This is a genomic window from Alteribacter populi, from assembly GCF_002352765.1.
GTDB classification, from domain to species: Bacteria; Bacillota; Bacilli; order Bacillales; family Salisediminibacteriaceae; genus Alteribacter; species Alteribacter populi.
On record NZ_KZ293963.1, the window covers coordinates 913,868 to 938,620 of the forward strand.

Sequence of the window (24,753 nt, forward strand, 5' to 3'; positions counted from 1 at the left end):
ATGTTAACAAAGAGCTTGGCAAAAGCCAAGCTCTTTGTTAAACCAATATCGTTTTTCGCTACATTTTAAATAAGGGAGAAGTGTGTTACTGTTATTTATCCTGGTTTAGTTGCACATTCCGTTGTGGTGAAAAAGTAGAAATCGCATGCTTATAAACAAGCTGCTGTTTTCCGTCCGTATCTAAAATGACAGTAAAGTTATCAAAACTTTTAACAAATCCCCTTAATTGAAAACCGTTCAGTAAAAAAACCGTCACCGGAATGCTTTCTTTTCGAAGTTGATTTAAAAACTGGTCTTGAATGTTCACAGATTGCTGCTTCATTGTCTCATGGCCTCCCTCAATAGACATTATTATCTTTATTCGTGATTTACAACAGCTTTCCTTCTACAAATTGATGAATTTCCTGAAGCATTTTATCTTTTTCTTGTGTTACATCAAACCAAGTGATGTCCATTTTATTTCGAAACCACGTTAATTGCCGCTTTGCGTAGCGCCTTGAGTTTTGTTTTAAAGTCGTAACCGCTTCCTCTAATGTGACCTTCCCATCTAGATATTCATAAAGCTCTTTATATCCGATCGCTTGAACCGATTGGCAGTTTCGAACTCCCGCTTCGTACAAACGCTCGGCTTCATTCAAGAGACCTTGCTCCATCATAATATCTACACGAAGATCGATGCGTTCATACAGTTTTTCACGCTCCATCGTAAGACCGATGAGACTTACATTATAAGGAGAAATAGGGGGCTGTTGACCTCGTTCTCCAAACGGCTCTCCCGTTATATGATAAATTTCCAGTGCCCGAATGACTCGCCGGACATTATTTGGATGAATTTGCTCATAGCTCTTCGGGTCAACCTCATTTAACTGTTCGTGTAACGCTACATTTCCGTACTTTTTTGCGAACACTTCAAGCTCTTGTCGGTAAGTGTTGTCTTCTTCTACTTCAGAAAACTGATAATCGTAGATCACTGAACTCACATACAGCCCCGTTCCACCGACAAGGAATGGCCGTTTTTTTCGACTTCCAATCTCTTCGATCAGCTTCGTTGCCCGTTGTTGAAACTCCTGGACTGAAAAAGGTTCCGTAGGTTCTTTAATGTCAATAAGGTGATGAGGAATACCGCGCTGTTCTTCTTTTGACACTTTCGCCGTCCCGATATCCATTCCTCTGTAGACTTGCATCGAGTCTCCGCTAATAATTTCACCATTAAATGATTGTGCCAGTTCAATACTCATGTCAGTCTTCCCTACCGCTGTAGGACCCACGAGAACGATTAGATTTTCTTTTTTCATGTTAGTCACCTGTCTACTAGAGCTTGTTCAATTAGGTCAAAGTCTCCTTAGTGAAAACGCTCTATTAATCCATTATACCGTTTGTTTGTTTTTCCCATACTCCAAAATGATAAGTTGCTGAGGGCCGAATTTGCTGCGTTAAGCCTAATGCATTGAATCTTCGAGAGCGAAAGTGGTCTTTTAGTACAACTCGCTGCCTTGCTACTCGTTTTGCTTCTCTTATCGTTTGTCCAAAAAGAATGTCATCTTCGTCATTATAAGCAAGCTGTTTTAACGCTTGGATTCCTGATGACCCTTTAACCGTTTCTTGAAACATAGGGTCAAAATAAACGACATCAATACTCGACGTTTCTTGTTTTTTTAACCATGCTTGATGGTGTTCATTAATGACTTGAATTCTCCGTAGTGCGTTTTCAATGACATTCGGCTCGACTTTGTAGCTTTTTAATCCTTCCTCAATCATATAAGCTAAAATAGGATTAACTTCTGTACCAAAAACCTTCCCCGATTTTTTCACTGCTAAGCTGGCTAACACCGCATCAGAACCTAAACCAATTGTCCCGTCCGCAACCGTCATTCCTTCACGAAGCTTTGCGGCATCTACAAATGGATCGTGACCTGTTTTTAAAAACGCCTTTGCGCGAAACATCGCTGAGTTCGGGTGGTAAAAAAACGGAGCGCTGTCTGTCGCGGTATAGAGCATGAGCCGATCTTGCTCAGCGACGACAACATGAGCCTTATATTTTTCCATAATTCGTGTAACAGAAGCATGACCTCTTTTAATTAAGGGAGCTGAAAGCGCGTCTTGTGCGTGAACAGCTCTTGTCATCATCCGCGTCGTTTCTTTAGGTGCTGTTGTGACAACGATAGGTTTCATTTGATTAGTCCTTTACGATTACTTACATGATCCGCTTAAACATTTTTTCCATTTCGTACGTTGAATAATGAAGGACAATCGGTCTTCCGTGTGGACACGTGTAGGGCTCATGACATGTACGCAATGTTTCAAGAAGCCGGTACATTTCGTCTTGCCGCAAGTAGCGATTCGCTTTAATCGCTGCTTTGCACGACATTAAAATAGCCGCTTCTTCTCGCATTTTTGCTACGTTAATCGTTTTTCCTTCAATTACTAGATCGATCATTTCACGGATGAGCGCTTCTTCTTCTCCTTTAGGAAGCCAGACCGGGTGAGCTCGAACAAGATATGTCCGTTGTCCGAAAGCCTCCAATTCGATACCGACTGATTGCAACGTTTCTTTATGTTCTAAAATCGCAGACTCTTCTTTTTGGGAAAACTCAAACGTCAACGGTATTAGTAAGTCTTGAAGGTGTGGGTCCACTTCCCCAACACGGTCACGAAAGTATTCATATTTAATTCGCTCTTGAGCGGCATGTTGATCAACAATAAACAGACCTTCATCATTTTGTGCGAGGATGTAGGTTCCATGTAGTTGCCCGATTGGATACATGGTTGGCATCAAAGAAGAAGCGTTCTGATCAGCGGCTACTGATGTTGTTGTTTCTCGTACATGCTCAGTCTCATTTTGCTCATCGTTGATCGGTGCTTTTTCCACCACCTGTGTAGGTGATTCAGACCTTAGTATCTCTGAGGTTTTCTTTGTGTCCAAATGATTATCATCGTGATGGGGTGCTACTTTTGTCTCCGCTGGCTCTCTTTCATTTCCTTCAACACCTGTAGAAGGCACTTCCTCTACATTCGGTCGAAGGGTTGTACTCGGTTTGCTTTGAAAAGACAAAGGTACTTGCTCGGATGGTATTTTTTTGGCTGTTGTTTTCTTTACGTCAGGGATTAAAGCCGTTTCTTTAAACACATCTTTTATTGCTTTTGTGACAAGATCCGTTAACTCCTGTTCCTTACTTAGCCGTACTTCAAGCTTTGAAGGGTGCACGTTAACATCGATTAAAATCGGATCCATCGTAATGTGAAGCACGACAATCGGATGTCGTCCAATTGGTAGTAATGTATGGTAGCCTTCGTGTATGGCTTTTGAAACGAGAAAATTTTTAACAAATCTGCCGTTAATAATTAATGAAATGTAGGAGCGGTTTGACCTCGTCACTTCAGGCTTAGCAATATAGCCTTCAACTTGAAAGTCCAGTGAGCTTACTTTTAGCGGTAGCATGTTTTTTGCAACCTCTGTTCCGTAAATTGAGGCTATTACTCTTAAAATGTCGTCTTTGCCATGCGATTTTAGCAATGGTTTTTCGTTATGGTACAGTTCAAACGAAATATTCGGATGAGCCAGCGCCATTCGATTTACGACGTCTGTAGTATGACCGAGTTCGGTATGAATCGTTCGTAAATATTTCAAACGAGCTGGTGTATTGAAAAACAATTCTTGAACAAGTACTTCGGTTCCTTTTCGCGAAAGTGCTTTTCCTTTTTCGACGACCTTTCCACCTGCAAACTTAATCGAGCGCCCCTCACCTTCTCCTGTACTCGTCGTGAGTGTCAAGCGGCTCACTGAAGCAATACTTGGCAGAGCTTCTCCGCGAAATCCGAGGGTGGAAATATGGAAAAGATCACGATCATTTTTTATTTTACTCGTTGCGTGACGGTAAAAAGCCGTTTCCAAGTCATCATCCTCAATACCGTCACCATTATCGAGAACGCGAATGGAAGATAATCCACCTTCAGCTAGATCGACGCGAATATGTGTACTATTTGCATCAACCGCGTTCTCGATTAATTCCTTTACAACAGAAGAAGGACGTTCCACAACTTCTCCTGCTGCGATCTTATTCGATAGTTGATCGTCTAACTTTTGAATAATCCCCATTGTTGTCCTCCTTTTTTATTGGACTCTATTTTTTAATAGGCTGTGAGATTTTTGACTTAACCTTTTGATCATGATTACAAAAACAACCATTTGCTAAGAATGTTTCTTTAGTTTTTGCTGTAATTCATGAATCGTTTGGATTGCTTCCATTGGTGTCACGTGTAAAAGATCCAAGTTTTCGATTTTCTTGAGTACATCTCGTTCTTTCTTTGTATACATATCGGTAACCTTTTTTTCACTTGCCTCAGCATCAAATAGCGCACTGTCAAATAATGCTAGTTGACCTTGAGTTTCTAAAACTTGGTTTCCTGTTGACTCAGGCGTATCCTGGTGATTTGACTTCTTCTCGTTTATTTGAACCGGCTCCATCTCATCCTGTGCGGCACTCGCCTGATCGGTGCTTTCTAGTTGTTCGAGGATTATTTTTGCACGATCAATCAGTTCAATTGGCAAATCTGCTAATTGTGCAACGTAAATTCCATAACTTTTATCTGCGGACCCGTCAACTACACGGTGGAGAAATACGACTTCCCCGTCATCTTCTGCGGCAGAAACGTGAACATTTTTCAATTTATCGAGATCATGTTCCAAAGTGGTCAACTCATGGTAGTGAGTCGAAAATAGTGTTTTTGCACCGATGTGATGATGGATATACTCCATGATCGCTTGGGCAAGAGCCATTCCATCATAGGTCGAAGTCCCTCGGCCAATTTCATCAAGGAGGATGAGACTTCTGTCCGTCGCTTTCGCTACAGCATGCTTCGTTTCCATCATCTCGACCATAAATGTACTCTGGCCTTGGGCTAAGTCATCCGCAGCACCAATTCGGGTAAAAATTTGATCAAATACGGGAAGATCACATGAAGTAGCTGGAACGTAGGAGCCGACTTGCATCATCACAGAGCAAAGTGCAAGCTGACGCATGTACGTACTTTTTCCTGCCATATTCGGACCCGTAATTAATAGCATTTCCCGGTCTTGATTTAATGAAATATCATTGGGGACGTAATCTCCTTGATCAATCATTTTTTCAACGACAGGATGACGACCATCTACAATCTCTACCGTACCGGTTTCGTTGATTGAGGGCTTTACAAAATGGTTGTCTTCGCTCACCTCGGCAAAGCTTTGCAACACATCAAAAGTACTAATGACCTTTGCCAATTGCTGAAGCTTTTCAATGTATCCTTTTACTTGTTCTCGGACTTCAAGAAAAAGCTCGTATTCTAGCTTTTCACTCTTCTCCTCAGCCTCTAAAATGAGCGCCTCTTTTTCTTTTAGTTCAGGTGTTATATACCGTTCTGCGTTAGCGAGTGTTTGTTTACGTTCATAGCGCCCCTCAGGTAAAGAGGCAATGTTTGATTTTGTCACTTCAATGTAGTAACCAAACACTTTATTAAAGCCAACTTTTAACGACTTGACTCCAGTCTCAGCTCGCTCTTGTTGCTCCAAAGCTGCAATCCACGTTTTTCCGTTCCGCATGGCGTCGCGGTATTCATCGAGAAGTTCGTTATAGCCATCTCGAATAATATCTCCATCCGTTATCGAAAGTCCGGGTTCTTCCTGAATGCTTGATTCTAAAAGCTCCTTCAACCCTTCGCACTGGTCTACTCGATCAATGAGGTTATCCGCAAAAGGGTGTTCTAACCGGTGGACAGTTTCAAAAATAGCGGGCACACGTTCAAGAGATTTTTGAAGCTGGATAAGATCTCTCGCATTTACATTGCCAAAAGAGACCTTTCCTGATAACCGTTCGAGATCATAAACCTCTCGTAACTGTTCTTTCAATGCTTCACGTTCAAAGAAATGACCAAGAAGGGAATCTACCAGACTTAGCCGTTCCTCAATTTTTATCCGGTCAAGTAATGGACGTTCAATCCACTGCTTTAAAAGCCTGCCTCCCATTGCCGTCACGGTTTTATCGAGAAGCCATAATAACGATCCGTGCTTCTTTTTCTCCCTAATGGTTTCAATCAGTTCTAAATTCCGCTTAGAATGAACATCAAGCTTCATAAAATCATCGGTAAAATAAAAAGTTGCTGGCTGTAAATGTTCAAGTGAACGCTTTTTTGTTCGGTGTAAGTAATTTAATAATCGAATGACAGTTATCGTGAGGACCTGCTCCTGTAGGTTGTCAACAAGCCTCGTCATCTCCCCGTGCAACGATGTGTCATCCTCTTCTGAAAACGTCGCCTTCACAATCTTGCCCATCTGCTGCTTTTTATCGTCACTAAAAGAAGATGGGATAACAATTTCCTTTGGGGAATAGGAAGCTGCTTCCTGAATGACGTCTTCCAAACCTTCTTTAAACAACGTGACTCGAAGCTCTCCTGTTGTGAGGTCAGCTGCAGCAAGCCCGAACTGATGGTGATCAAACTCAGAAACCGAGAGTAAATAATTGTTCTCTTTTTCCTGAATCGTCGTTCCATCCATAACTGTTCCCGGGGTAATTAGCTGAACGACTTCACGTTTTACAACCCCCTTTGCAGCGGCTGGGTCTTCGGTCTGTTCACAAATCGCCACTTTAAAACCTTTTTCAATAAGTTGCGTAATATAGCCATTACAAGCATGATGTGGAACACCACACATTGGAATACGGTCTTCACCTTTACCGCGGGCAGTAAGAGTGATTTCTAGTTCTTTCGCAGCTTTTATCGCATCTTCAAAGAAAAGTTCGTAAAAATCTCCTAAACGAAAAAATAAAAAGGCATCTTCATATTCTGCCTTAATACGTAAATATTGTTCGATCATAGGGGTATGTTTCGACATTATACTCCTCCAACTACATTGAATCGAGCCGATTCTCGTTTTTTCTGGCTCTTATTATAACATAGGAACCCCTATTCACGAGAGAGGAAAACGTTGTGAATGAATCCATTTGTAAAAGGATTCTATCGCCACCAGATCAGCAGATGACTTATAGTTGTTCTTAAGCCACCGAAAAGTTTTCTCAACAAATAGAAGAATACTATGCCGATCGTTTTTTGTGTAGGCTAGTGCTACTTGTGTAGGGATAAAAAAATAAGGAAGACTCTCGTTTTTTACGACCCACTCTATCCAATTGAATAAAGGAAGACCCTGTTCAATATAGTTATACCATGAAGATAGACTTCGGTACTCGAATCCATTGAAATGGTTCAAACGTACTGATCCTAGTCCTCCATACGTAAATCGCCTCATCTGGCTATTTTCATGATCTAAGAGTGATAAAGGAAGAGTGACGAGCACGTCTAGCTGACTCGTTTTATTAAAGCCTGCCTGGACATTACCAAAATGCAAATGCCCACCTAGCATGAAACGCCCTGTCGGATTCGGATCTGTGACGACTTGATAAGCGCTTTTTTTCAGCCTCTGTTCAAGCTTTTGTTTTAACTTGAGCATTTCTATGTGAAGGTGTTCTCCAGTCGTTTGGGGTCTAGGGTGAAGTTCAAAAATCGGCTTATAAAACTTATTCCCTTTTCTTAGTAAAGCTTGATCAGCTTCGGCTTCAAATTTAGGAACTTGGCTATTTAACGGAAGAGCGTGAAACTTTGTCGTTTTTTTGTGACGAATCATATATTCTATGTCAGCACCAAATGTAATGATGCCTTTTGGTCTTTTTGGAGGCCGGTGGGATGGATATGGCTCATATGGAATGTCGGACTCGATAGAGGTGACCTCAACTCGTTTTCCAACCCGTTGTAAGGTGCAACAAAAGTTCGAAAGATGAAGGGCGTAGGCTGCCCGAAAGGCTGTATCGAGCATTTCTTGTCCTAAATAAAAATGAGAAAGTTTAGAAAGAGGCAGGAGGTTACCTTCATGGGAGTGGGGTGAAAAGCGTTCGATTTGAATCGGTTGATAGCCGGTGGCGCTTACCTTTAATCGAAAATAACCCATCTCACTCTTCCTATCAACCTTTGGAATAGAAAAGGCTTGTAATCTGTTTTTCACCTTATCCCTCCTCGTCTATATCTTAAATAGTTGTATAAAAAGATAATAGACTCTTTAAAAGGATTGTTCCTTTAGCTTTCTGAGCGTTGGGCAAGCGAATGCTAATGATAAGAAAAACCGCATAGTGGTCTTTTATTAAATACAGCGTCAGCTCGCAGGTTTAAAAGTCTCAAGGATGCTTTTCTCTTGAGACGAGCTGCACGAAGGTAGCTGCCCTCTTATAAATTCTTATTTTTAAAAAAGAAATAAGGAAGAAGAGGACCCTTCTTCCCTTTCAGCTTATTCTTCTAGGTCTCCCATTAAGAAGTTCGGATCGAGGTCTTCAAATGCTTCGTCCTCTACGTCATAATCCCAAATCTTCTCATCCCAATCATCTCCAGTGAAGTCTGGGTTTACATAGACACAAACCTTCGTTTCCCCGATTACTTCTACCATGAATTCACGCTCAACTTGTACGTTGACATCTGTAGCGTTAGCAGCAATAGTAGCTTCTAATGTATTCGGTTGCTGAATCGCTCTTGCTAATACTTCCAGCTCTTCAGAAAGGACATTTTTGTCCTGCATCGCCAATGGAACAATATCGGTATAAGCCACCGTTTCTGTGGCCACATTTGTCTTCGTATTATTACTGTACGAATACCAAATGTTGATATCATACTTCCCGTTTACTTCAATGGCATCTCCCTTTTTCTCAGCGTCATACTTGTGATTGATGATCCAGCACCCTAAAATGCTAGTCGGCTTTTGGGAAGGGCTAATATTGTGACTTGCTTGAGAAAACTTTCTTCCCTTTCCGCAAACGGCCTTTGTAATAATCTCTCTGTAATTAAGCTCTCTGTCTGCTGGTGACATTCAATTCCCTCCTCAAACAAATGATTGACTCGCAGCAAAATCAAAACTAAAGAATCATAACGGTTTCATTTGCATCGTATGCAAGACATTTAACCAGTGTGATAAAAAGTTTTATCGCTACGTTACTTTAGCCTATGTGAACAAACATTTGGATGTTACAGAAAAGTTCCGTCCGTTCAAAATAGCCCTCTATTTTAAGTTCAATTATTTATATGAGTCCATCTGTTTGTTCATGCCTCATTTGGGATTTTTTTGTCTCTAGTTTGCAGAGTAATAAAATTCAGTACGTGAAATATTACAAAATTGTCGGGGGACAGTCCCCCGACAATTTTGTGAACGTTATTTTAAGAAACAAAAAAACCGCCGGATAGTGGCGGTTTTTTTGTTTCTTTTTTAACAACCTGAGTTAAATGGATTTTTTGTTGTCGTACCTTGGAGAAGATCTCCTCCAGTAGATTTGATAATTTCGTCTGTAACGTTATTAGAGATAGTAGTAGATACGAGTTGTAATAAACCGTTTACTTCTGTTTGCGATTGTTTGAACTCTCTAACGATTGGTATTTCGTCGAGTTCATCTTGAAGGGCGTCAATTTTTGCTTCGACCTCTTTTAGGCCTTCTGTTTTATTATAATGTTTAAGGTTTACTGCTTCTTTTTGTAAGGATTTGATTTGACCGATGATTTCCTGAATCCGGAGATTTTCGTTGATTTGCGATTCTGCACGCTTAAAGAAATCTACTTCCTCAGTTTCGGCAATAATTTTTGCTAATTCTTTCGCCTTTGTAACAACCTCTTGTTTTGTATGTGCCAACTTATTTCACCTCTGCAGTTTCGACTACTTCGCCATTTAAGGACCAAGTTTTTGCTTCTGTTATTTTAACGTTAACGAGCTCTCCGATGCAAGACTTAGGAGCTTTAAAATTTACTAGTTTGTTTGTTCGTGTGCGTCCAGACAACGTATCCGGATCTTTTTTACTTTCACCTTCAACTAAAACTTCAACGACTTGATCTTCAAGCGGTTTATTCTTTTTAGCCGACAAATCATTTACAACCTCGTTCAACCTGCGAAGTCGGTCACGTTTCACATCATGCGGCACGTTGTCTTCCATTTTTGCTGCTGGTGTACCGTCACGTGGAGAGTAAATGTACGTAAACGCACTGTCATACTCCATTTCTTTCATAAGAGTTAAGGTATCCTCAAATTGTTCCTCAGTCTCATTTGGGAAACCGACAATAATATCCGTTGTAAAAGACGCCTGAGGAATCGCCTTTTTGATTTTCTTAGCTAATTCAATATAAGACTCACGCGTATATTTCCTTGCCATCAGCTTCAACACATCATTATTTCCACTTTGAACAGGTAAATGAATGTGCTCAACGAGGTTTCCACCCTTGGCTAGTACTTCAATTAAGTGATCATCAAAATCACGTGGGTGGCTTGTCGTAAATCGCACGCGTGGAATATCAATTTTACGAATTTCATCCATAAGATCCCCTAAACCGTAATCCATGTCTACTAGATCTTTTCCATAAGCGTTCACATTTTGCCCGAGAAGAGTAATTTCTTTATAACCGTTACGGGCGAGGTGACGTACTTCTTCGATAATGTCTTCTGGACGCCGGCTTCGCTCTTTACCTCGCGTATAAGGGACGATACAATACGTACAGAACTTGTCACAGCCATACATAATGTTTACCCAGCCTTGGATTTGGCCTTTACGGGCACGAGGCATGCTTTCAATGATGTCCCCTTCTTTTGACCATACTTCAATGACCATTTCTTTTGAAAGAATCGCATCACGCATCAAGTGAGGCAAGCGGTGAATATTGTGAGTACCAAAGATCAAATCTACTTGCTGATGCTTTTGCATAATTTTATTTACGACAGATTCTTCTTGGGACATACAGCCGCAAACACCTAAAATTAATTCAGGTTTCTCGCGTTTTAGCGTTTTTAAATGACCAATTTCACCGAACACTTTGTTCTCAGCATTTTCTCGGATCGCACATGTATTAAGAAGAATCACATCCGCATCATTCGTTTCACTTGTCGATTCAAAACCCATATCAAGAAGGATACCAGCCATATTTTCAGAATCATGCTCATTCATCTGGCAGCCGTACGTTCGGATTAAAAACTTCTTCCCCTTACCGACGCCCCTCATATTCTCGGGAACTTCGAAATCATAATGAATTTCCACGTCTTCTTTCCCACGCTTTTTCGCTTGCTTTAAGTTCGGGGGAATGTAAGTCGTTTGAAAATATTGAGAATAGTCCTTTTCCGGTCCGGATTTTTTGTCCGCGGTATAAGTCTCTTTCTCTGTTTGTGTTTGATGCTTGCGTTGTTCTTCATTCATCGATTACTCGACTCCTTTATTTCAACAGTTTGAATACAGTTCTTCCAACCTATAAGTATAAAGCGTTTAACGAGTCTACACAATAGGGGGGATTAGGTTTTTGCAAAAGTTCAAACGTCCATTAGTTTACATATTATTTTTATCGTAAATAAATTCTCTACTAACTCTACATAAAGGAACCTGACACGAGCCGATGTCGCCTGTAGCTAGATGACACTCTTTCTTAAAAAAGTTAAATACATAGGGATTGCTAAATAACTCTAGAACTCAAATACAAAGGGTGCCGCTTCCATGGCTTCAGCCCCCTTGGCTCTCTCAAAATCAGGTGCAAGACTTTTAGCAAAAGAAGAGTTATATCCTTGCAGATTCTCTCCATGAGCAAGAGCATATCCTCTTGCCATGTAGTCGTATGTTACTTATTCAGTAGTCTCTACATAATTACTCAACCAAAAGAAAACAAGCGCCCTGACATTGCATCAGAGCGCTTGTTAAATCTTAAATAATATTTAGTTCTTTTCCTGCTTTTTCGAATGCGTCCAGCGCTTCTTGAAGTAGCTCTTTTGATTGAGCGGCAGTTACAATCGTACGTACACGTGCTTGCCCTTTCGCTACTGTAGGGAAAGCAATTCCTTGGGCAAATACCCCGTACTCGAGAAGCTTATCAGATAACTGGTGAGCTTTCACTTCATCGCCTACAACTACAGGTGTTACCGGCGTGTCACTATTTCCAGTATCAAAGCCGAGATCTTCAAGCTCTTTTTTGAAAAACTTCGTGTTTTCCCAAAGGCGATCAATTAATTCCGGTTCTTCTAACAACACATCAATCGCTGCTGAACAAGCTGCTGTTACAGCAGGAGGGTGCGATGTACTAAAGAGAAATGGACGGCCTTTGTGAATAAGATAATCACGGACGGCTTGGGTACTCGCTACATAGCCGCCAAGAACACCGATCGCTTTACTTAACGTTCCGACTTGGATATGGACACGGCCATTTAAATCAAAATGGTCAACAGTTCCTCTTCCATTTCGACCAAGTACACCACTTGCATGAGCATCATCAACCATGATAAGCGCATCGTACTTTTCACAAAGTTCAACGATTTCCGGAAGCGGTGCGATGTTTCCATCCATTGAGAACACCCCATCTGTCACAACGAGACGTTTACGATAGTCTGCTGATTCTTTTAGTGCTTCTTCTAAACTTTCCATATCAACGTGTTTGTAAATTTTTCTCCCTGCTTTTGTAAGTCTGATGCCATCAATGATAGAAGCATGGTTTAATTCATCAGAAATAACAACATCGTCTTTTGTCAAAATTGAAGAAAGAATTGCTTGGTTTGCTGTAAATCCAGATTGAAGTACAAGTGTAGCTTCCGTATGCTTGAATTCAGCTAACTTTTTCTCAAATTCTTCGTGCATAGAAAAAGTACCCGCAATCGTACGTACAGACCCAGTTCCTGCACCGTATTTTTCAACAGCTTCGATCGCGGCTTTTTTCATTTTAGGATGGTTTGTTAATCCCAGGTAGTTGTTTGAAGACAGTTGTATAACTTCTTTGCCGTCGATCATAACTTTTGCACCTTGATCGGATTCGAGAGGTACGAGATTACGAAACACCCCTTGATCTTTCATTGATTGTAATTCTTCTTGTAAATATTCAAAGCCTTTCACAAAAAATCCCTCCGTTTGCTTTTAGAATAGTAAGGAACAATCACGTATGTACATGAAGGCAGGCGCACAATTCACAGCCCTCAAAGGGAGCAATTGCTGTGCGCCACAACATCACTTACGGATGCAATACTACTTTTCCACATTTACCTTCAATCATCAAGTTAAACCCTTTTTCGAAATCTTCGAGTGGGAAGTGATGGGTAATCATCGGTTTTACATCCACTTGACCAGAACTTAATAAACCAGACACTTGTTGCCATGTTTCGTACATTTTGCGACCGGTTATACCTTGAACAGTAATCCCTTTAAATACGATATCATTGGTCACATCGATTTCAACTGGACGAATAGGTAAGCTTAAAATTGAGACACGACCTCCATTGGTGACCATTTTAAACCCTTGGTTCATCGCGATTGGGTGACCGCTCATTTCACAGACGACGTCTACACCTTCTTGGTTCGTTAATTGATTTACTACTTCAAGAGGATCTTCATTCATTGAATTAACAACGGTTGTAGCGCCCATTTGTTTTGCTAAGTCAAGACGGTATTCGTTGAGGTCAAAGGCAATCACTTGGGAAGCGCCACATGCTTTAGCCACGCCAACAGCCATGATACCAATGGGCCCGCAACCGATGATCGCAACCGTTTTACCAGCGACGTCACCGGCAAGAACTGTATGGACACCATTCCCGAAAGGCTCTTGAACACTTGCTACGTCAAAAGGAAGATCAGGGTCGTTTTTCCAAAGGTTTTCCGCCGGCAAAGCTACATATTCTGCAAAGCAACCGTCACGGTCAACACCGATAATTTGTGTGTTCGCACATATGTGAGCTTGCCCTGTTCGACATTGTTTACACTCTCCACAAACGATATGCGTTTCGGCAGAGACGTGCTCACCTACTTCAACATTGGTTACTTGTTTTCCTTTTTCAACTACAACACCGGCAAATTCATGCCCAAATACATATGGAGGGTTTACCCGACTTTGAGACCACTCATCCCAAGAATAAATGTGGACATCCGTGCCACAAATCGAAGTGGCCTTTACTTGAATTAATACTTCATGATCATTTATTTGAGGAATAGGTACTTGCTCCAGTTTTGCGCCTGGGGATCTTTCTGGTTTAACGATTGCTTTCATTTTGCCTTGCATTTAATACACCCCTTTTGAAAAATTCCCGTTATATTCTCATCTATTTTAGCATGGGGGTTTGTTTGCGTAAACCGAACTGTTTTCTCTGGAAGGACATTTGCGCGCCTGAAAAATTTTCTCTTAATATTTTTTAAAGATTCCCCTCTTAATTGTAAGGGTTTACATTTCGGAGTAAAATATTTCTATTTTAGTCGATTTCAAAAAGGCCAAAGAAGACCAGGCAGGGCGCGGAAATTGCGAATTTCGATCGTGTGCAACGAAAATGTTTAGACAGCTATTATTCCCAACTCTCAAACTTCCACTTAACTTTTGGTTGTTTTCGTAAAGTTTGTTGCTTCTTGAGCGCAATGTAAGTTCTATAAGAAAACCCGTATAGCGATCTTTTATTAAATATAGTGTTAGCTTCCACCGCATGTTTTAGTGTCTCAAGGATGCTTTACCCATGAAACGAGTGGTTTGAAGGTAACTGTCCGTTTATAAATTCTTTCAAGGAAAAAGGCGCCTCGAAAGACGCCATTCACTAATTAAATGAGATTACATAAATTCTGAGACGAGCTTTTCAAACTGCTTCTTCTCAAGTTCAAGCGTTTGACCGGCCAAAGCTTCTTCTTGAAATCCACTTACGAGTTGTTCATATGAAGGTTTTTCTTTATTCTGGTAGATAAGTCCGGTGACTAACCCGTCATGTTTCATGAGCGTATTCATCGCCATCGCTCGATCAGACGGATCGTAATTCTCCACCGCACTCAGCTTCGTAATATTCTCTTTAAACCATTCGTAGGTATTAACCTTATTAAACGTGACACACGGGCTGAAAACATTTATGAATGAAAAACCTTTATGTGCAATCCCTTGTTCAATTAACGAGGTAAGCTCTTTTAAGTCACTGGAGAAGCTTTGTGCGACAAACCCAGACCCTGCAGATAGTGCCATTTCCATTACGTTAAGCGCTGATTCAATGGACCCTCCCGGTGTACTTTTCGTTTTGAAGCCCATCTCACTGCTAGGAGACGTTTGCCCTTTTGTCAGTCCGTAAATTTGATTATCCATGACGATATACGTCACATCAATATTGCGGCGAATCGCATGAACGGTGTGTCCCATTCCGATCGCAAAGCCGTCACCATCGCCTCCTGAAGCAATTACCGTTAATTCACGGTTAGCCATTTTTACACCTTGAGCGATCGGGAGTGAACGACCGTGAATACCATGAAATCCATATGCATTAATATAACCAGAAATCCTTCCCGAACAACCAATGCCACTAACGACTGCTATTTTATCAGGCTCCAAGCCAGCATTAGCAGCTGCACGCTGAATCGCCGCTTGAACAGAAAAATCGCCACACCCTGGGCACCAGTTCGGTTTTACATTATTACGAAAATCTTTAAACGTTGCCATTTTAAAACAACTCCTTGCACGCTTCGTGAATTTCTGCTGGCAGAAATGGGTTTCCATCATACTTATTAACAGGGGTAAGCTCTTTTGAGCCAACTTCCATTTTAATGAGTTGGGCCAGTTGTCCGGTTGCATTGTTCTCAATAACAACGACATTTTTCGCTTGCTCGATTAGCTTTGCAATTTCATTACTCGGAAATGGGTGAAGCAACCGGACGTGACCATGATTGACCTTTAAACCGTCTTTTTCCAGGCGAGGAAGAGCTTCTTGAATTGTTCCCCTAGTGGAATTAAATCCAAGAATGAGAAGATCAGCTTGTTCATGACGAACATCCTTAAATACCGGTTCAGGAAAAGTGTTTGGCAACCTATTAAGCTTTTTCAAGCGCTTATCCATTTGTGCTTTTCGATTTTTAGGACTTTCCGATGGTTTCCCTTGTTCATTATGCTCTACGCCCGTTACATGATGGATGCCGTTTTTCATTCCTGGAATGACTCGAGTAGAAACACCGTCTTCAGTTACTTCATACCGCTTAAAGTACTCTTTTCCTTCAAGTTCTGGCATTTCCTTTTGGGGATCAAATTTTCCTCGGCGGATTTTTATATTTTCGTAGTTTAATGGTTCAACTGTTTGCTTTCCTAATGACAAAGCCAAATCAGACATGACAATGACTGGACACTGGTATTCTTCAGCTAAATTAAACGCTTCGATCGTATCATAAAAAGCCTCTTCCACAGTAGATGGTGCCATGACAATCTTTGGAATCTCACCATGTGTGCCGTAAATAAGCGCCATGACGTCAGATTGCTCCTGTTTTGTGGGCAGGCCAGTACTTGGCCCACCCCTTTGGGTATCTACGATAACAAGCGGTGTTTCTGTAATACCAGATAATCCGATACCTTCCATCATTAAGGAAAGACCTGGACCAGCTGAGGCAGACAAGGAGCGAACGCCAGCATAATTGGCACCAATCGCCATCGTACATGCTGCAATTTCATCTTCTGTTTGAATAACCGTCCCCCCGTGCTCCGGTAGCTTTTTAATTAAGTATTCCATAATTTCAGAGGCAGGCGTAATCGGATAAGCAGGCATAAAGCGAGCTCCAGCAGCTAAAGCACCGAGGGCAATGGCATCATTACCAATCATAAACATCCGTCTATTTACTTCTACATCGGCTAACTGGAAATCTCCTAGAGCATCTCCTGCTTCACTATTAAACCGATTCATCCCCTCCCGGATCGCATCCATATTTTTTTTAACAACAGCATCGCCTTTTCGGGAAAAAATCTGTTCTACTACGCTCGTAAAGTCTTCGGGTTTCACACCTAGTAAAGCACTGGAGGCACCTACGGCTACCATGTTTTTCATGAGGGAAGTACCAAGATCATTTGCTATTTCCGTAAATGGGATCGGAAACAACCTCACAGAAGCGTTATCCGGTTTGACAGGGGAAAATTTGCTGTCAGCAACGATTACGCCTCCATCTTTTAATTCATGAACATTGACATCAATTGTTTCCTGATCGAAAGCGACAAGAATATCTAAGTCGTCTGAGATCGAATTCATTGGAGTTGTGCTTACACGAATTTTATTATTCGTATGCCCTCCTTTAATTCGCGAAGAAAAATGCCGATATCCATATAAGTAATACCCAAGACGATTAAGTGCCATAGAGAAAATTTCTCCGGTACTCTCAATACCTTCACCTTGCTGTCCGCCAACCTTCCACGACAGTTGATTAATCATTTTTTACACTCCTTTATAATCGACGCTCATTACTTACGTGTATTTTCATGAAGGTTATAGATTAATATCCTATTATTTAATGGCTATTCAACCTACCATTATGTATGTCGTTTTCCGTAGGTTTAACATAATGGTTTAACATCAATTGCGTTGAAAAGACGCTCAAAAGAGTTGCGATAACAGCCTTTCATTTTAAAACCTCTTTATGACAACCTATGCTCGTCTGAGTGATTTAACGCTTGTAATCATAGTCGAATTTTCTTTATTATTCCGACAAAAACTTCTTGCGAATAACAAAGAGGGCGTCTCAAAAGGTCAAATTTCAACCTATTGTGACGCCCTGAAAACCAAATGCCTATTAATAGAAAATTCATTATCAAATTCTGACTGTCTTTCTTTAACAACAATTTCAAAAAGGGGGGGGGACAATAACCGAAGATACTTTTCCAGCTATAGTTTCCGTCCTTCTTTGAACAGCTTACCTAACGAGGTTCAATAATTAATTTAATGGCCGTTCGTTCATCGCCATCAATTTGGATGTCGGTAAATGCGGGTATACAAATCAAATCAATACCGCTAGGAGCAACAAATCCTCTTGCGATCGCTACGGCTTTAATAGACTGGTTTAATGCACCAGCACCGATTGCTTGAATTTCCGCTGCGCCTCTCTCTCGAATGACTCCTGCTAAAGCACCGGCAACAGAGTTAGGGTTAGATTTTGCTGAAACTTTTAATACTTCCACTTTAGGACCTCCTTAGGATGGTTTATCGTGTATAGGACTGTTAGGGCAAAAACATAACGAACAATCAATCTCCGTCTGAAAAACTCTCTGACTTTATTTGCTTTGTGAGCAAGAGACGTCTTGACTGTACTCATACATTTACCTCGTTTTGTATATATTCAAAACCAATAAAATTATTCCTTCCGGAAGTTTTGCCTATTTTTAAGAAGTTTAGTCGAAAAATGGCTGATCATCATTAATAACGATCCTCTTGATTGATTCTGCATTTCCCGTTTGTTTATTGAGTGAAATGAAGACTCCGTTTAATTGTTCCCTGCCTTTAGTAACTTCAAACCTAGTTGGTAAATTTGTTAAAAACTTATGGATGACCGCTTCCTTATCAACACCTAGAATTCCATCATATGGGCCCGTCATCCCGACGTCTGTTATAAAGCCTGTGCCTTCTGGCAAAATGCGGTTATCAGCGGTTTGAACATGGGTATGAGTACCAACTACCGCTGATGCACGTCCATCCAAATACCATCCCATCGCTTGTTTTTCACTTGTCGCCTCAGCATGGAAGTCCACTAGAATATGCTTTGTCTTCTCAGATGCCTCAGCAATGAGTTCGTCAGCTTTTCGAAATGGGCAATCAATCGGTGGCATAAATGTCCGACCTTGTAAGCTTATAACAGCTATCGTTTGTGAACCTACTTGCTTATATGTAATCCCTGTTCCTGGATTCCCTTCCGGAAAGTTACCCGGACGAATCATATCGTGTTTATCATCAATAAATTCAAAGATTTCTTTTTTATCCCATGAATGGTTTCCTAACGTTATCACATTAGCTCCGGCTTCTTTTATCTCATGGTAGACCTTTTCTGTGATACCTTTACCAGCAGCTGCATTTTCCCCATTGACGATCGTTACATCCGGACGGTACTTACTTTGTAATTTCTTTAAGTATTCTTTAAGCATGTTTCGACCTGGAGATCCGACAACATCACCTATAAATAATAATTTCATAATAAATGCACTCCTTTTTTCAAGCCTGATGCCTGTTCATACTTTATCCTTTGATTCTTTTTTCATTCTTCTAGCGCAAGCGCCTTAGTTACCTATAACATAGGGAACTTGGATTGCCACTATCACTAACCTTAAGTGTACTTGTACACACTCGACTCCTTTTAGGCTCATTTAGGGATTGCTGAATAACTCTAGAACTCAAATACAAAGGGTACCACTTCCATGGCTTCGCTTTACGTAGGCAACGCTTCAGCCTCCTCATTCGCGAAGGCGTGCTCACTGCGGGGTCTTCTGCTGCTCCTGCGGTTCCTCGTCGCAAAAAGACCATTGTTGCTTTTCCTGAGGGAGTCTCCGCCATTGCAGCAGCACCCTTGGCTCCCACATGTGTATCTCAAAATCAGTGCAAGTCTTTTAGCAAAAGAAGAGGTATTTCCTTGCAGATTCTCTCCATGAGAAAGAGCATATCCCCTTGCCATGTAGGCGTATGCTACTTATTCAGCACCCCCCCATTTAAACACGCCACTTAGAGCGGACGCTTTCTGCGGGCACGGCTCGAGCTGTTCCCACTGAAGTCGCACCTTCGCTCACCACACAACAACTCAGTCTTAACTTCTTTGATAACAACACTAAACTTTAATAGAGCCAAAAATATAAAAATAAAGTGGCAAAAAGCGCCACTTTATTTTGCATACTCAACTGCCCTCGTTTCACGAATTACGGTCACTTTAATGTGTCCAGGATAATCGAGTTGATCTTCGATTTTTTTCGTAATCTCACGTGCTAACCGGTACGAATCTTCATCGTTTATCGTATCCGGCTTCACCATAATACGAACCTCTCTTCCTGCTTGGATCGCAAACGTTTTTTCTACGCCATCAAAGGATTCTGAAATCTCCTCTAGCTTTTCAAGACGTTTAATGTACGTTTCCAGCGTTTCTCGTCTGGCTCCTGGTCGCGCTGCAGAAAGTGCATCGGCAGCTGCTACTAAAGAGGCGATGACTGAAGTCGGCTCCGTATCTCCGTGATGCGAAGCAATACTGTTTATGACGACTGGATGTTCCTTGTATTTAGTGCCGAGTTCCACCCCGATTTCAACGTGGCTTCCTTCAACTTCATGGTCAATCGCTTTTCCGATATCGTGTAACAGTCCTGCACGTTTAGCAAGAGTGACATCTTCTCCAAGCTCACTTGCCATGAGACCGGTGAGGTAAGATACCTCCATGGAATGTTTAAGAACATTTTGTCCGTAGCTCGTACGGAATTTCAAACGGCCCATGATCTTTATGAGATCAGGATGCAGCCCGTGAATACCAACTTCAAAGGTTGTCTGTTCACCATATTCTCGAATCAGTTCGTCCACTTCGCGACGTGACTTGTCCACCATTTCCTCGATCCGAGCAGGGTGAATACGTCCGTCTTGAACGAGTTTTTCAAGAGTCGTCTTTGCGATTTCACGACGAATTGGATCAAAACCTGATAATATAACGGCTTCAGGTGTATCATCAATAATGAGATCAATCCCAGTTAACGTCTCAAGCGCTCGTATGTTTCGTCCTTCTCTACCAATGATGCGACCTTTCATTTCATCGTTTGGTAATGAGACTACGGAGACGGTTGTCTCGGCTACATGATCTGCAGCACAGCGTTGAATCGCCATAGAAAGGATTTCCTTGGCCCTCTTATCAGCTTCATTTTTGGCATTTGTTACTGCCTCTTTGATCATAATCGCTTTTTCATGTGTTAATTCTTCTTCGACTGACTTCATGATGATATCTTTCGCTTCATCTTTCGTAAAGCCAGAAATTCGCTCCAGTTCATCTTTTTGCTGTTGGAGCATCTCCTCCACTTTGCTATTCATCTCGTCGATTGTACGTTGGCGCTTGGCCAATTCTTCTTCACGTTTTTCCAAAGATTCTTCTTTTTTGTCCAAGGTTTCGCTTTTACGGTCTAAAACTTCTTCTTTTTGTACTAAGCGATTTTCTGTTTTCGAAATTTCATTTCTGCGATCGCGCGCTTCACGCTCAGATTCAATACGGAGTTTATGAGCTTCATCCTTCGCTTCAAGAATTGCTTCTTTTTTGCTGGATTCAGCTTCTCGTTTGGCGTCTTCGATCGTGTGCTTTGCCAGTTGTTCCGCACTGGAAATCTTGGCTTCTGCAATGGATTTACGTACGAAGTATCCGATGACGACACTTATTACTGCAGTGAGTAGCAAAATGAGGATGAGAACAAATATGCTGTCAATCATGACTGATTCACCTCCTCATGCTATTCTTGTTGTGTTGATTTTTTAATTTGTTACGTGTCATTTTCATTGTTTCGGTTTTAGCGCACATCCAGCACAGGTATTTCAAATTGAGTATGTGTATGACAGTATTCTTTTTAATTGTATGTCTCAACGTTAGGATTGTCAAGCATTGGTAGAGTTGGATACACCACTGATTCCGTCATCTAATTCTACGTAAAACGCCTTGTCTCCTGATTCTGCCAAGTGTTGATTGTGGGTGATCATGATAACTTGGCGGTGAAACATCGTTGATAAAGATTTTAAAAATTCATATAAATGAAGTTCATATTCATTTGAAAGGTGTTTTCCAGGCTCATCAAGAAGCAGCGGACCTTCCGCTTTCGGTTGAATTGTCTCCAAAAAAGCGACTCTCAAAGCGAGGGAGACAATATCCACTACACCGCCTCCACGGGCTTCAGCGGGCTTTGTTTTTACTTTTGTCCCTTCCATTTCACTTACGACAAAAAATTCAGCAACCGTTCGTTGTCCTTGTTCATCAATCTCAATTTGAAAGGAGATATCAGGGCCAAACACATACTGTAAGGCGTTAGTAACAAGCGTTTCGATTTGTTCTTTCGCTTGACTCCTAGCAAATTCTGCGGACTGCTGGAGAAGAACTGTCACTTTTTCATAAGTTGCTAGCGTTTCTTCCATGTCTCGCAGTTCTTCTTCCTTACGAGTAAGCTGGCTTGCGAGCAATTGATGTTCCGCTTCTAAACGGGTCCACTTGTCTTTTGTATGCTGCCATTGATCCTCAGCTTGGTTTAGCTTTTCCTGCAAACCTTCAGTCATGACGCATCAATTCTTTAGGAATGTTTTGCTTCGCTTTTTCAATACCTTCTGCAATCTCTTTTTCCATTCGATAAATGGTATCGTCTAATTCATCTGGCTTAACCCCTAATTCCTCAAGCTCCATGAGAAGTCTTTTTTCCTGGTTTTCTAATTCTTCAAGTCTAGCTTCTGCTTTATACTTGATATTTTTTGCCCTGTCAATCGCGTTTTTAATTGCCGACAAATCTTCTTCGTACTTTTTCATCGTATATTCCTCCCGTGATTAAGCCATTCCTTTAGAGCGTGTTCTTTGATCTGCTGACCGCAGGTAGGACAATCGCCGTTCAATTCTAGCAAGTCTTGATATCTTGAGGTAAGGGAGTCGAGCTTTTCTTTGTTTTTTTCTAAAAAAACTAAGCCTTCTCGTTTCCTCATTTCAATGTCTTGTTTTTGAGCATGTAAATCTGATAATTTTCGTTTCTGTTCAAGACGATCTGTTAATGGGCGCATCGCACGATCTGTTTCTACGATCGAGTCAACCCGACTTAAGTTATCTCTTACTTTTTTCTGTTTCGTTACTAGTTGTTCTCTGTTGTCCTGAATAGCTTTTAGTTTTCCAAGTACTAATAAGCGTTGGCTGATTTGTTCCGTGGTTAAGACTTGCTTATTTTCAATAAAAGCTGTCTCCTCGAGGTGAATCGTCATTTTTGCTGCATTCTTTTGCAATTCATCATATTGATTTTTCAGCTGTGTTAATGCTCCCGCCCGTTCAATTGTATTTTCTGCTTGGGTCCGTTCTTGTTCTGCAGCTTCAACTGTGCCAAGTTTATTTAGCCACTGCTGCGCTTTCAAACGGTCTCCTTCCATCGTTTGCTTCCTTGTATTGATAGAATTCAATTGTGAAACAGCATTCTTTGTTCTTTCCATTTTTACAAAGGACAACTCCCAACGGTCTACGTTCTCAACACGGGATAAGTGACCCTTTGCTTTATGCTTTTCTAGTTTATTCATAGCAAGGCGCTCTTTTACTTTATGAAGCTTATTTAGCTCATCAATTGCGTCTTGAAACTGATCAAGGTCTCGTTTCGTCTGATCTAAATGCTGTTTCGAATCGGACAGTCCTCGGTAACGAGCAATATCCTGTTCAAGCGTCTCTTTTTCTTGTTCTTCCCGTTTATAATAGCTTCGTAGCCGAGATACATCTTTAACTGTATCCCGCTTTGCCATATCAAGAAAATGGGCTCCGCTAATCCGACCTACCGATTTGGCTCGCATCGCACTTGTATTCGATAATAAAAAAGGACCGTCTAACTGTTCAGCGACTTGTAATGAAAGAGTATGTTCCGAATCAAGACGAAGGCCATACATTTGATGAGCCGCAAGAATCTCTTCTGGAACATGGACACCAAAACCTTCTAAAACGAGTTCTTCCTCATTAGGACGTGTTAGCCGGTAACGGTTTTTAGAAGCTGTTTTCTCACGGACAATTTTCGTGCCGTCATTAAATAACGCTGTTACTCTTACGTAATCAGCCGACACACGCAAAAAATCGCTGCCTCTTGGCTGGTTATAAAGGATCCACCTAAGCGCTCGCAATACCGCTGTTTTCCCACTGTCTGACGGTCCTACAATAACGTTTAATCGCTCATCAAACTCAAGTGTCGTATCTAAATGAGACTGGAAATTTTCCAGACGCATACGCTCAATCCGTTTCATTGTCTCCTCCCTCCCAACGTTCCTGTACGATCGTAATTCTCCTTAGTGCTTCACCTCGAACAGGTTCATCAACTTGTCGGTTGGAAGCAATTTCGTTAATGATGTCTCCTATATTCAACGTTTGAAAATCGGCATGTTCGCGAACTTGTTGAACAAATTCGTGAAGTTTTTCTTCATTTTGTGAAGCCTTTTCCAAAAATGTACGATCAAGCACGTCTTCTCCCTTTTTCGCACAGCGGATCTGGTGTTCTGTTAACGTGGTGCCTTCCTTTGTGATTTCTCCAATAATGTATTTCGGCATTCTGATTAATTCAGACCAATGGTTATTCACTCTAGCGATAGCTCCAGGATTCGCAATCCACTTGCCTTCTTGCTCTTTTAAACCAAACCCTCCGTGAAAATGGCCTGTTAATAACACATCAGCCGTTGTATTCCACATTTGGTCAACAAGCGTATATGGGATTCCCTCAGGGAGCTTCTTTTCAACTAACATACCGTGAACGAGGTGGATTAGTTTGTCTGCTCCCGTTTGGTTTTCCGGATAATAGTCTAATCGTATATCGCGCTGATCAAGGTCATAGTGATAAGGCTGTGCCGATATTTGTACCTTTACGTTGTCGCCTTCAACTAAAACAGGTTCATCAGGTTCAATCACGTGAATGAGTCCAAACGCATCGAGCAAACCAAGCATCGTCCGGTCAATCGTCTTCGGATTGTGACCGTAAGTATCATGATTCCCAGCAACCGTATAAATAGGAGCTTTCGCTTTACGAAACTGTTTCGCAAATTGCCCTACGGTATTCGGAGAGAGATCGGGACGATCAAAAACGTCACCACCATGCAAAATAAAATCTACATCTTTATTGTTAGCTTCTTCTATTACCTCTTCTATCTTTTCTTTAAGCGTTTCAGTAAACGCATCCAAGCGGTTTTTCGGTGCACTTCCTCTAATGTGCGTATCGGTAAAATAAAGGAATTTCATTTTTGACTCCTTATTTAGGTTGTTCAAAGAGGAGGACAATCAA

The 24,753-nt window shown here is 41.3% G+C and carries 20 protein-coding genes; all 20 read right to left on the bottom strand.

The annotated features are described in order from the left end of the window. Positions 1 to 91: 91 nt before the first annotated feature. On the bottom strand, positions 92 to 322 hold the full coding sequence (gene hfq / locus CDZ94_RS04495) for an RNA chaperone Hfq (RefSeq protein WP_096435319.1): 231 nt from the start codon (positions 320 to 322) through the stop codon (positions 92 to 94). A 46-nt stretch (positions 323 to 368) separates the two neighbouring features. Beyond that, a complete protein-coding gene (miaA, locus tag CDZ94_RS04500) occupies positions 369 to 1,304 on the bottom strand; it encodes a tRNA (adenosine(37)-N6)-dimethylallyltransferase MiaA (protein WP_096435320.1) in 936 nt (311 codons plus the stop codon). Between the two features lie 55 nt (positions 1,305 to 1,359). After that, complete coding sequence (locus CDZ94_RS04505; RefSeq protein WP_096435321.1) at positions 1,360 to 2,172, bottom strand: class I SAM-dependent methyltransferase; 813 nt, start codon at positions 2,170 to 2,172, stop codon at positions 1,360 to 1,362. A 22-nt stretch (positions 2,173 to 2,194) separates the two neighbouring features. Further along, on the bottom strand, positions 2,195 to 4,096 hold the full coding sequence (gene mutL / locus CDZ94_RS04510; protein ID WP_096435322.1) for a DNA mismatch repair endonuclease MutL: 1,902 nt from the start codon (positions 4,094 to 4,096) through the stop codon (positions 2,195 to 2,197). 93 nt (positions 4,097 to 4,189) lie between these two features. Beyond that, complete coding sequence (mutS, locus tag CDZ94_RS04515) at positions 4,190 to 6,865, bottom strand: DNA mismatch repair protein MutS (RefSeq protein ID WP_096435323.1); 2,676 nt, start codon at positions 6,863 to 6,865, stop codon at positions 4,190 to 4,192. Between the two features lie 75 nt (positions 6,866 to 6,940). Further along, complete coding sequence (locus CDZ94_RS04520) at positions 6,941 to 8,026, bottom strand: putative amidoligase domain-containing protein (protein ID WP_096435324.1); 1,086 nt, start codon at positions 8,024 to 8,026, stop codon at positions 6,941 to 6,943. A gap of 279 nt (positions 8,027 to 8,305) precedes the next feature. Beyond that, positions 8,306 to 8,878, bottom strand: a complete 573-nt coding sequence (locus CDZ94_RS04525) for an outer spore coat protein CotE (protein ID WP_096435325.1) — start codon at positions 8,876 to 8,878, stop codon at positions 8,306 to 8,308. 393 nt (positions 8,879 to 9,271) lie between these two features. Next, on the bottom strand, positions 9,272 to 9,688 hold the full coding sequence (locus CDZ94_RS04530) for a YlbF/YmcA family competence regulator (RefSeq protein WP_096435326.1): 417 nt from the start codon (positions 9,686 to 9,688) through the stop codon (positions 9,272 to 9,274). 1 nt (position 9,689) lies between these two features. Then, entirely contained in the window at positions 9,690 to 11,234 is a 1,545-nt protein-coding gene (gene miaB, locus CDZ94_RS04535) for a tRNA (N6-isopentenyl adenosine(37)-C2)-methylthiotransferase MiaB (RefSeq protein ID WP_096435327.1), read from the bottom strand. Between the two features lie 495 nt (positions 11,235 to 11,729). Beyond that, positions 11,730 to 12,905, bottom strand: coding sequence for a glycine C-acetyltransferase (locus CDZ94_RS04540; RefSeq protein ID WP_096435328.1), 1,176 nt, complete (start codon positions 12,903 to 12,905; stop codon positions 11,730 to 11,732). Between the two features lie 115 nt (positions 12,906 to 13,020). After that, positions 13,021 to 14,061, bottom strand: coding sequence for an L-threonine 3-dehydrogenase (gene tdh, locus CDZ94_RS04545; protein ID WP_096435329.1), 1,041 nt, complete (start codon positions 14,059 to 14,061; stop codon positions 13,021 to 13,023). A 534-nt stretch (positions 14,062 to 14,595) separates the two neighbouring features. Beyond that, positions 14,596 to 15,462 carry a 2-oxoacid:ferredoxin oxidoreductase subunit beta gene (locus CDZ94_RS04550; protein WP_096435330.1) on the bottom strand — a complete coding sequence of 289 codons (867 nt, stop codon included), beginning with the start codon at positions 15,460 to 15,462 and terminating at the stop codon, positions 14,596 to 14,598. 1 nt (position 15,463) lies between these two features. Continuing rightward, a complete protein-coding gene (locus tag CDZ94_RS04555; protein ID WP_096435331.1) occupies positions 15,464 to 17,206 on the bottom strand; it encodes a 2-oxoacid:acceptor oxidoreductase subunit alpha in 1,743 nt (580 codons plus the stop codon). A gap of 482 nt (positions 17,207 to 17,688) precedes the next feature. Further along, positions 17,689 to 17,949, bottom strand: a complete 261-nt coding sequence (locus tag CDZ94_RS04560; RefSeq protein ID WP_078595664.1) for a stage V sporulation protein S — start codon at positions 17,947 to 17,949, stop codon at positions 17,689 to 17,691. 210 nt (positions 17,950 to 18,159) lie between these two features. Next, positions 18,160 to 18,954: a TIGR00282 family metallophosphoesterase gene (locus CDZ94_RS04565; protein WP_096435332.1), complete on the bottom strand. Its 795-nt coding sequence runs from the start codon at positions 18,952 to 18,954 to the stop codon at positions 18,160 to 18,162. Positions 18,955 to 19,633: 679 nt separating this feature from the next. Then, a complete protein-coding gene (rny, locus tag CDZ94_RS04570; RefSeq protein ID WP_096435333.1) occupies positions 19,634 to 21,202 on the bottom strand; it encodes a ribonuclease Y in 1,569 nt (522 codons plus the stop codon). Between the two features lie 162 nt (positions 21,203 to 21,364). Then, positions 21,365 to 22,033 (bottom strand): OLD family protein, encoded by a 669-nt coding sequence (locus tag CDZ94_RS04575; RefSeq protein ID WP_096435334.1) that lies wholly within the window; start codon positions 22,031 to 22,033, stop codon positions 21,365 to 21,367. Beyond that, positions 22,026 to 22,277: a hypothetical protein gene (locus CDZ94_RS04580; RefSeq protein WP_096435335.1), complete on the bottom strand. Its 252-nt coding sequence runs from the start codon at positions 22,275 to 22,277 to the stop codon at positions 22,026 to 22,028. Before CDZ94_RS04580 ends, CDZ94_RS04575 begins: the two co-directional genes overlap by 8 nt. After that, on the bottom strand, positions 22,274 to 23,728 hold the full coding sequence (locus CDZ94_RS04585) for an AAA family ATPase (RefSeq protein WP_096435336.1): 1,455 nt from the start codon (positions 23,726 to 23,728) through the stop codon (positions 22,274 to 22,276). Before CDZ94_RS04585 ends, CDZ94_RS04580 begins: the two co-directional genes overlap by 4 nt. Continuing rightward, complete coding sequence (locus CDZ94_RS04590; protein WP_096435337.1) at positions 23,715 to 24,710, bottom strand: metallophosphoesterase family protein; 996 nt, start codon at positions 24,708 to 24,710, stop codon at positions 23,715 to 23,717. The genes CDZ94_RS04585 and CDZ94_RS04590 overlap by 14 nt, the downstream gene beginning before the upstream one ends. Positions 24,711 to 24,753: the final 43 nt, after the last annotated feature.

What these genes read in the sequence shown, in the direction of transcription:
- CDZ94_RS04580 (WP_096435335.1), bottom strand. Translation starts at nt 22,277, where the DNA reads ATGAAAAAGTACGAAGAAGATTTGTCGGCAATTAAAAACGCGATTGAC.
- CDZ94_RS04505 (WP_096435321.1), bottom strand. Translation starts at nt 2,172, where the DNA reads ATGAAACCTATCGTTGTCACAACAGCACCTAAAGAAACGACGCGGATG.
- miaB (WP_096435327.1), bottom strand. Translation starts at nt 11,234, where the DNA reads ATGAATGAAGAACAACGCAAGCATCAAACACAAACAGAGAAAGAGACT.
- CDZ94_RS04555 (WP_096435331.1), bottom strand. Translation starts at nt 17,206, where the DNA reads ATGATTAATCAACTGTCGTGGAAGGTTGGCGGACAGCAAGGTGAAGGT.
- CDZ94_RS04590 (WP_096435337.1), bottom strand. Translation starts at nt 24,710, where the DNA reads ATGAAATTCCTTTATTTTACCGATACGCACATTAGAGGAAGTGCACCG.
- tdh (WP_096435329.1), bottom strand. Translation starts at nt 14,061, where the DNA reads ATGCAAGGCAAAATGAAAGCAATCGTTAAACCAGAAAGATCCCCAGGC.
- CDZ94_RS04575 (WP_096435334.1), bottom strand. Translation starts at nt 22,033, where the DNA reads ATGACTGAAGGTTTGCAGGAAAAGCTAAACCAAGCTGAGGATCAATGG.
- mutL (WP_096435322.1), bottom strand. Translation starts at nt 4,096, where the DNA reads ATGGGGATTATTCAAAAGTTAGACGATCAACTATCGAATAAGATCGCA.
- mutS (WP_096435323.1), bottom strand. Translation starts at nt 6,865, where the DNA reads ATGTCGAAACATACCCCTATGATCGAACAATATTTACGTATTAAGGCA.
- CDZ94_RS04565 (WP_096435332.1), bottom strand. Translation starts at nt 18,954, where the DNA reads ATGAAATTATTATTTATAGGTGATGTTGTCGGATCTCCAGGTCGAAAC.
- CDZ94_RS04550 (WP_096435330.1), bottom strand. Translation starts at nt 15,462, where the DNA reads ATGGCAACGTTTAAAGATTTTCGTAATAATGTAAAACCGAACTGGTGC.
- rny (WP_096435333.1), bottom strand. Translation starts at nt 21,202, where the DNA reads ATGATTGACAGCATATTTGTTCTCATCCTCATTTTGCTACTCACTGCA.
- CDZ94_RS04525 (WP_096435325.1), bottom strand. Translation starts at nt 8,878, where the DNA reads ATGTCACCAGCAGACAGAGAGCTTAATTACAGAGAGATTATTACAAAG.
- CDZ94_RS04585 (WP_096435336.1), bottom strand. Translation starts at nt 23,728, where the DNA reads ATGAAACGGATTGAGCGTATGCGTCTGGAAAATTTCCAGTCTCATTTA.
- hfq (WP_096435319.1), bottom strand. Translation starts at nt 322, where the DNA reads ATGAAGCAGCAATCTGTGAACATTCAAGACCAGTTTTTAAATCAACTT.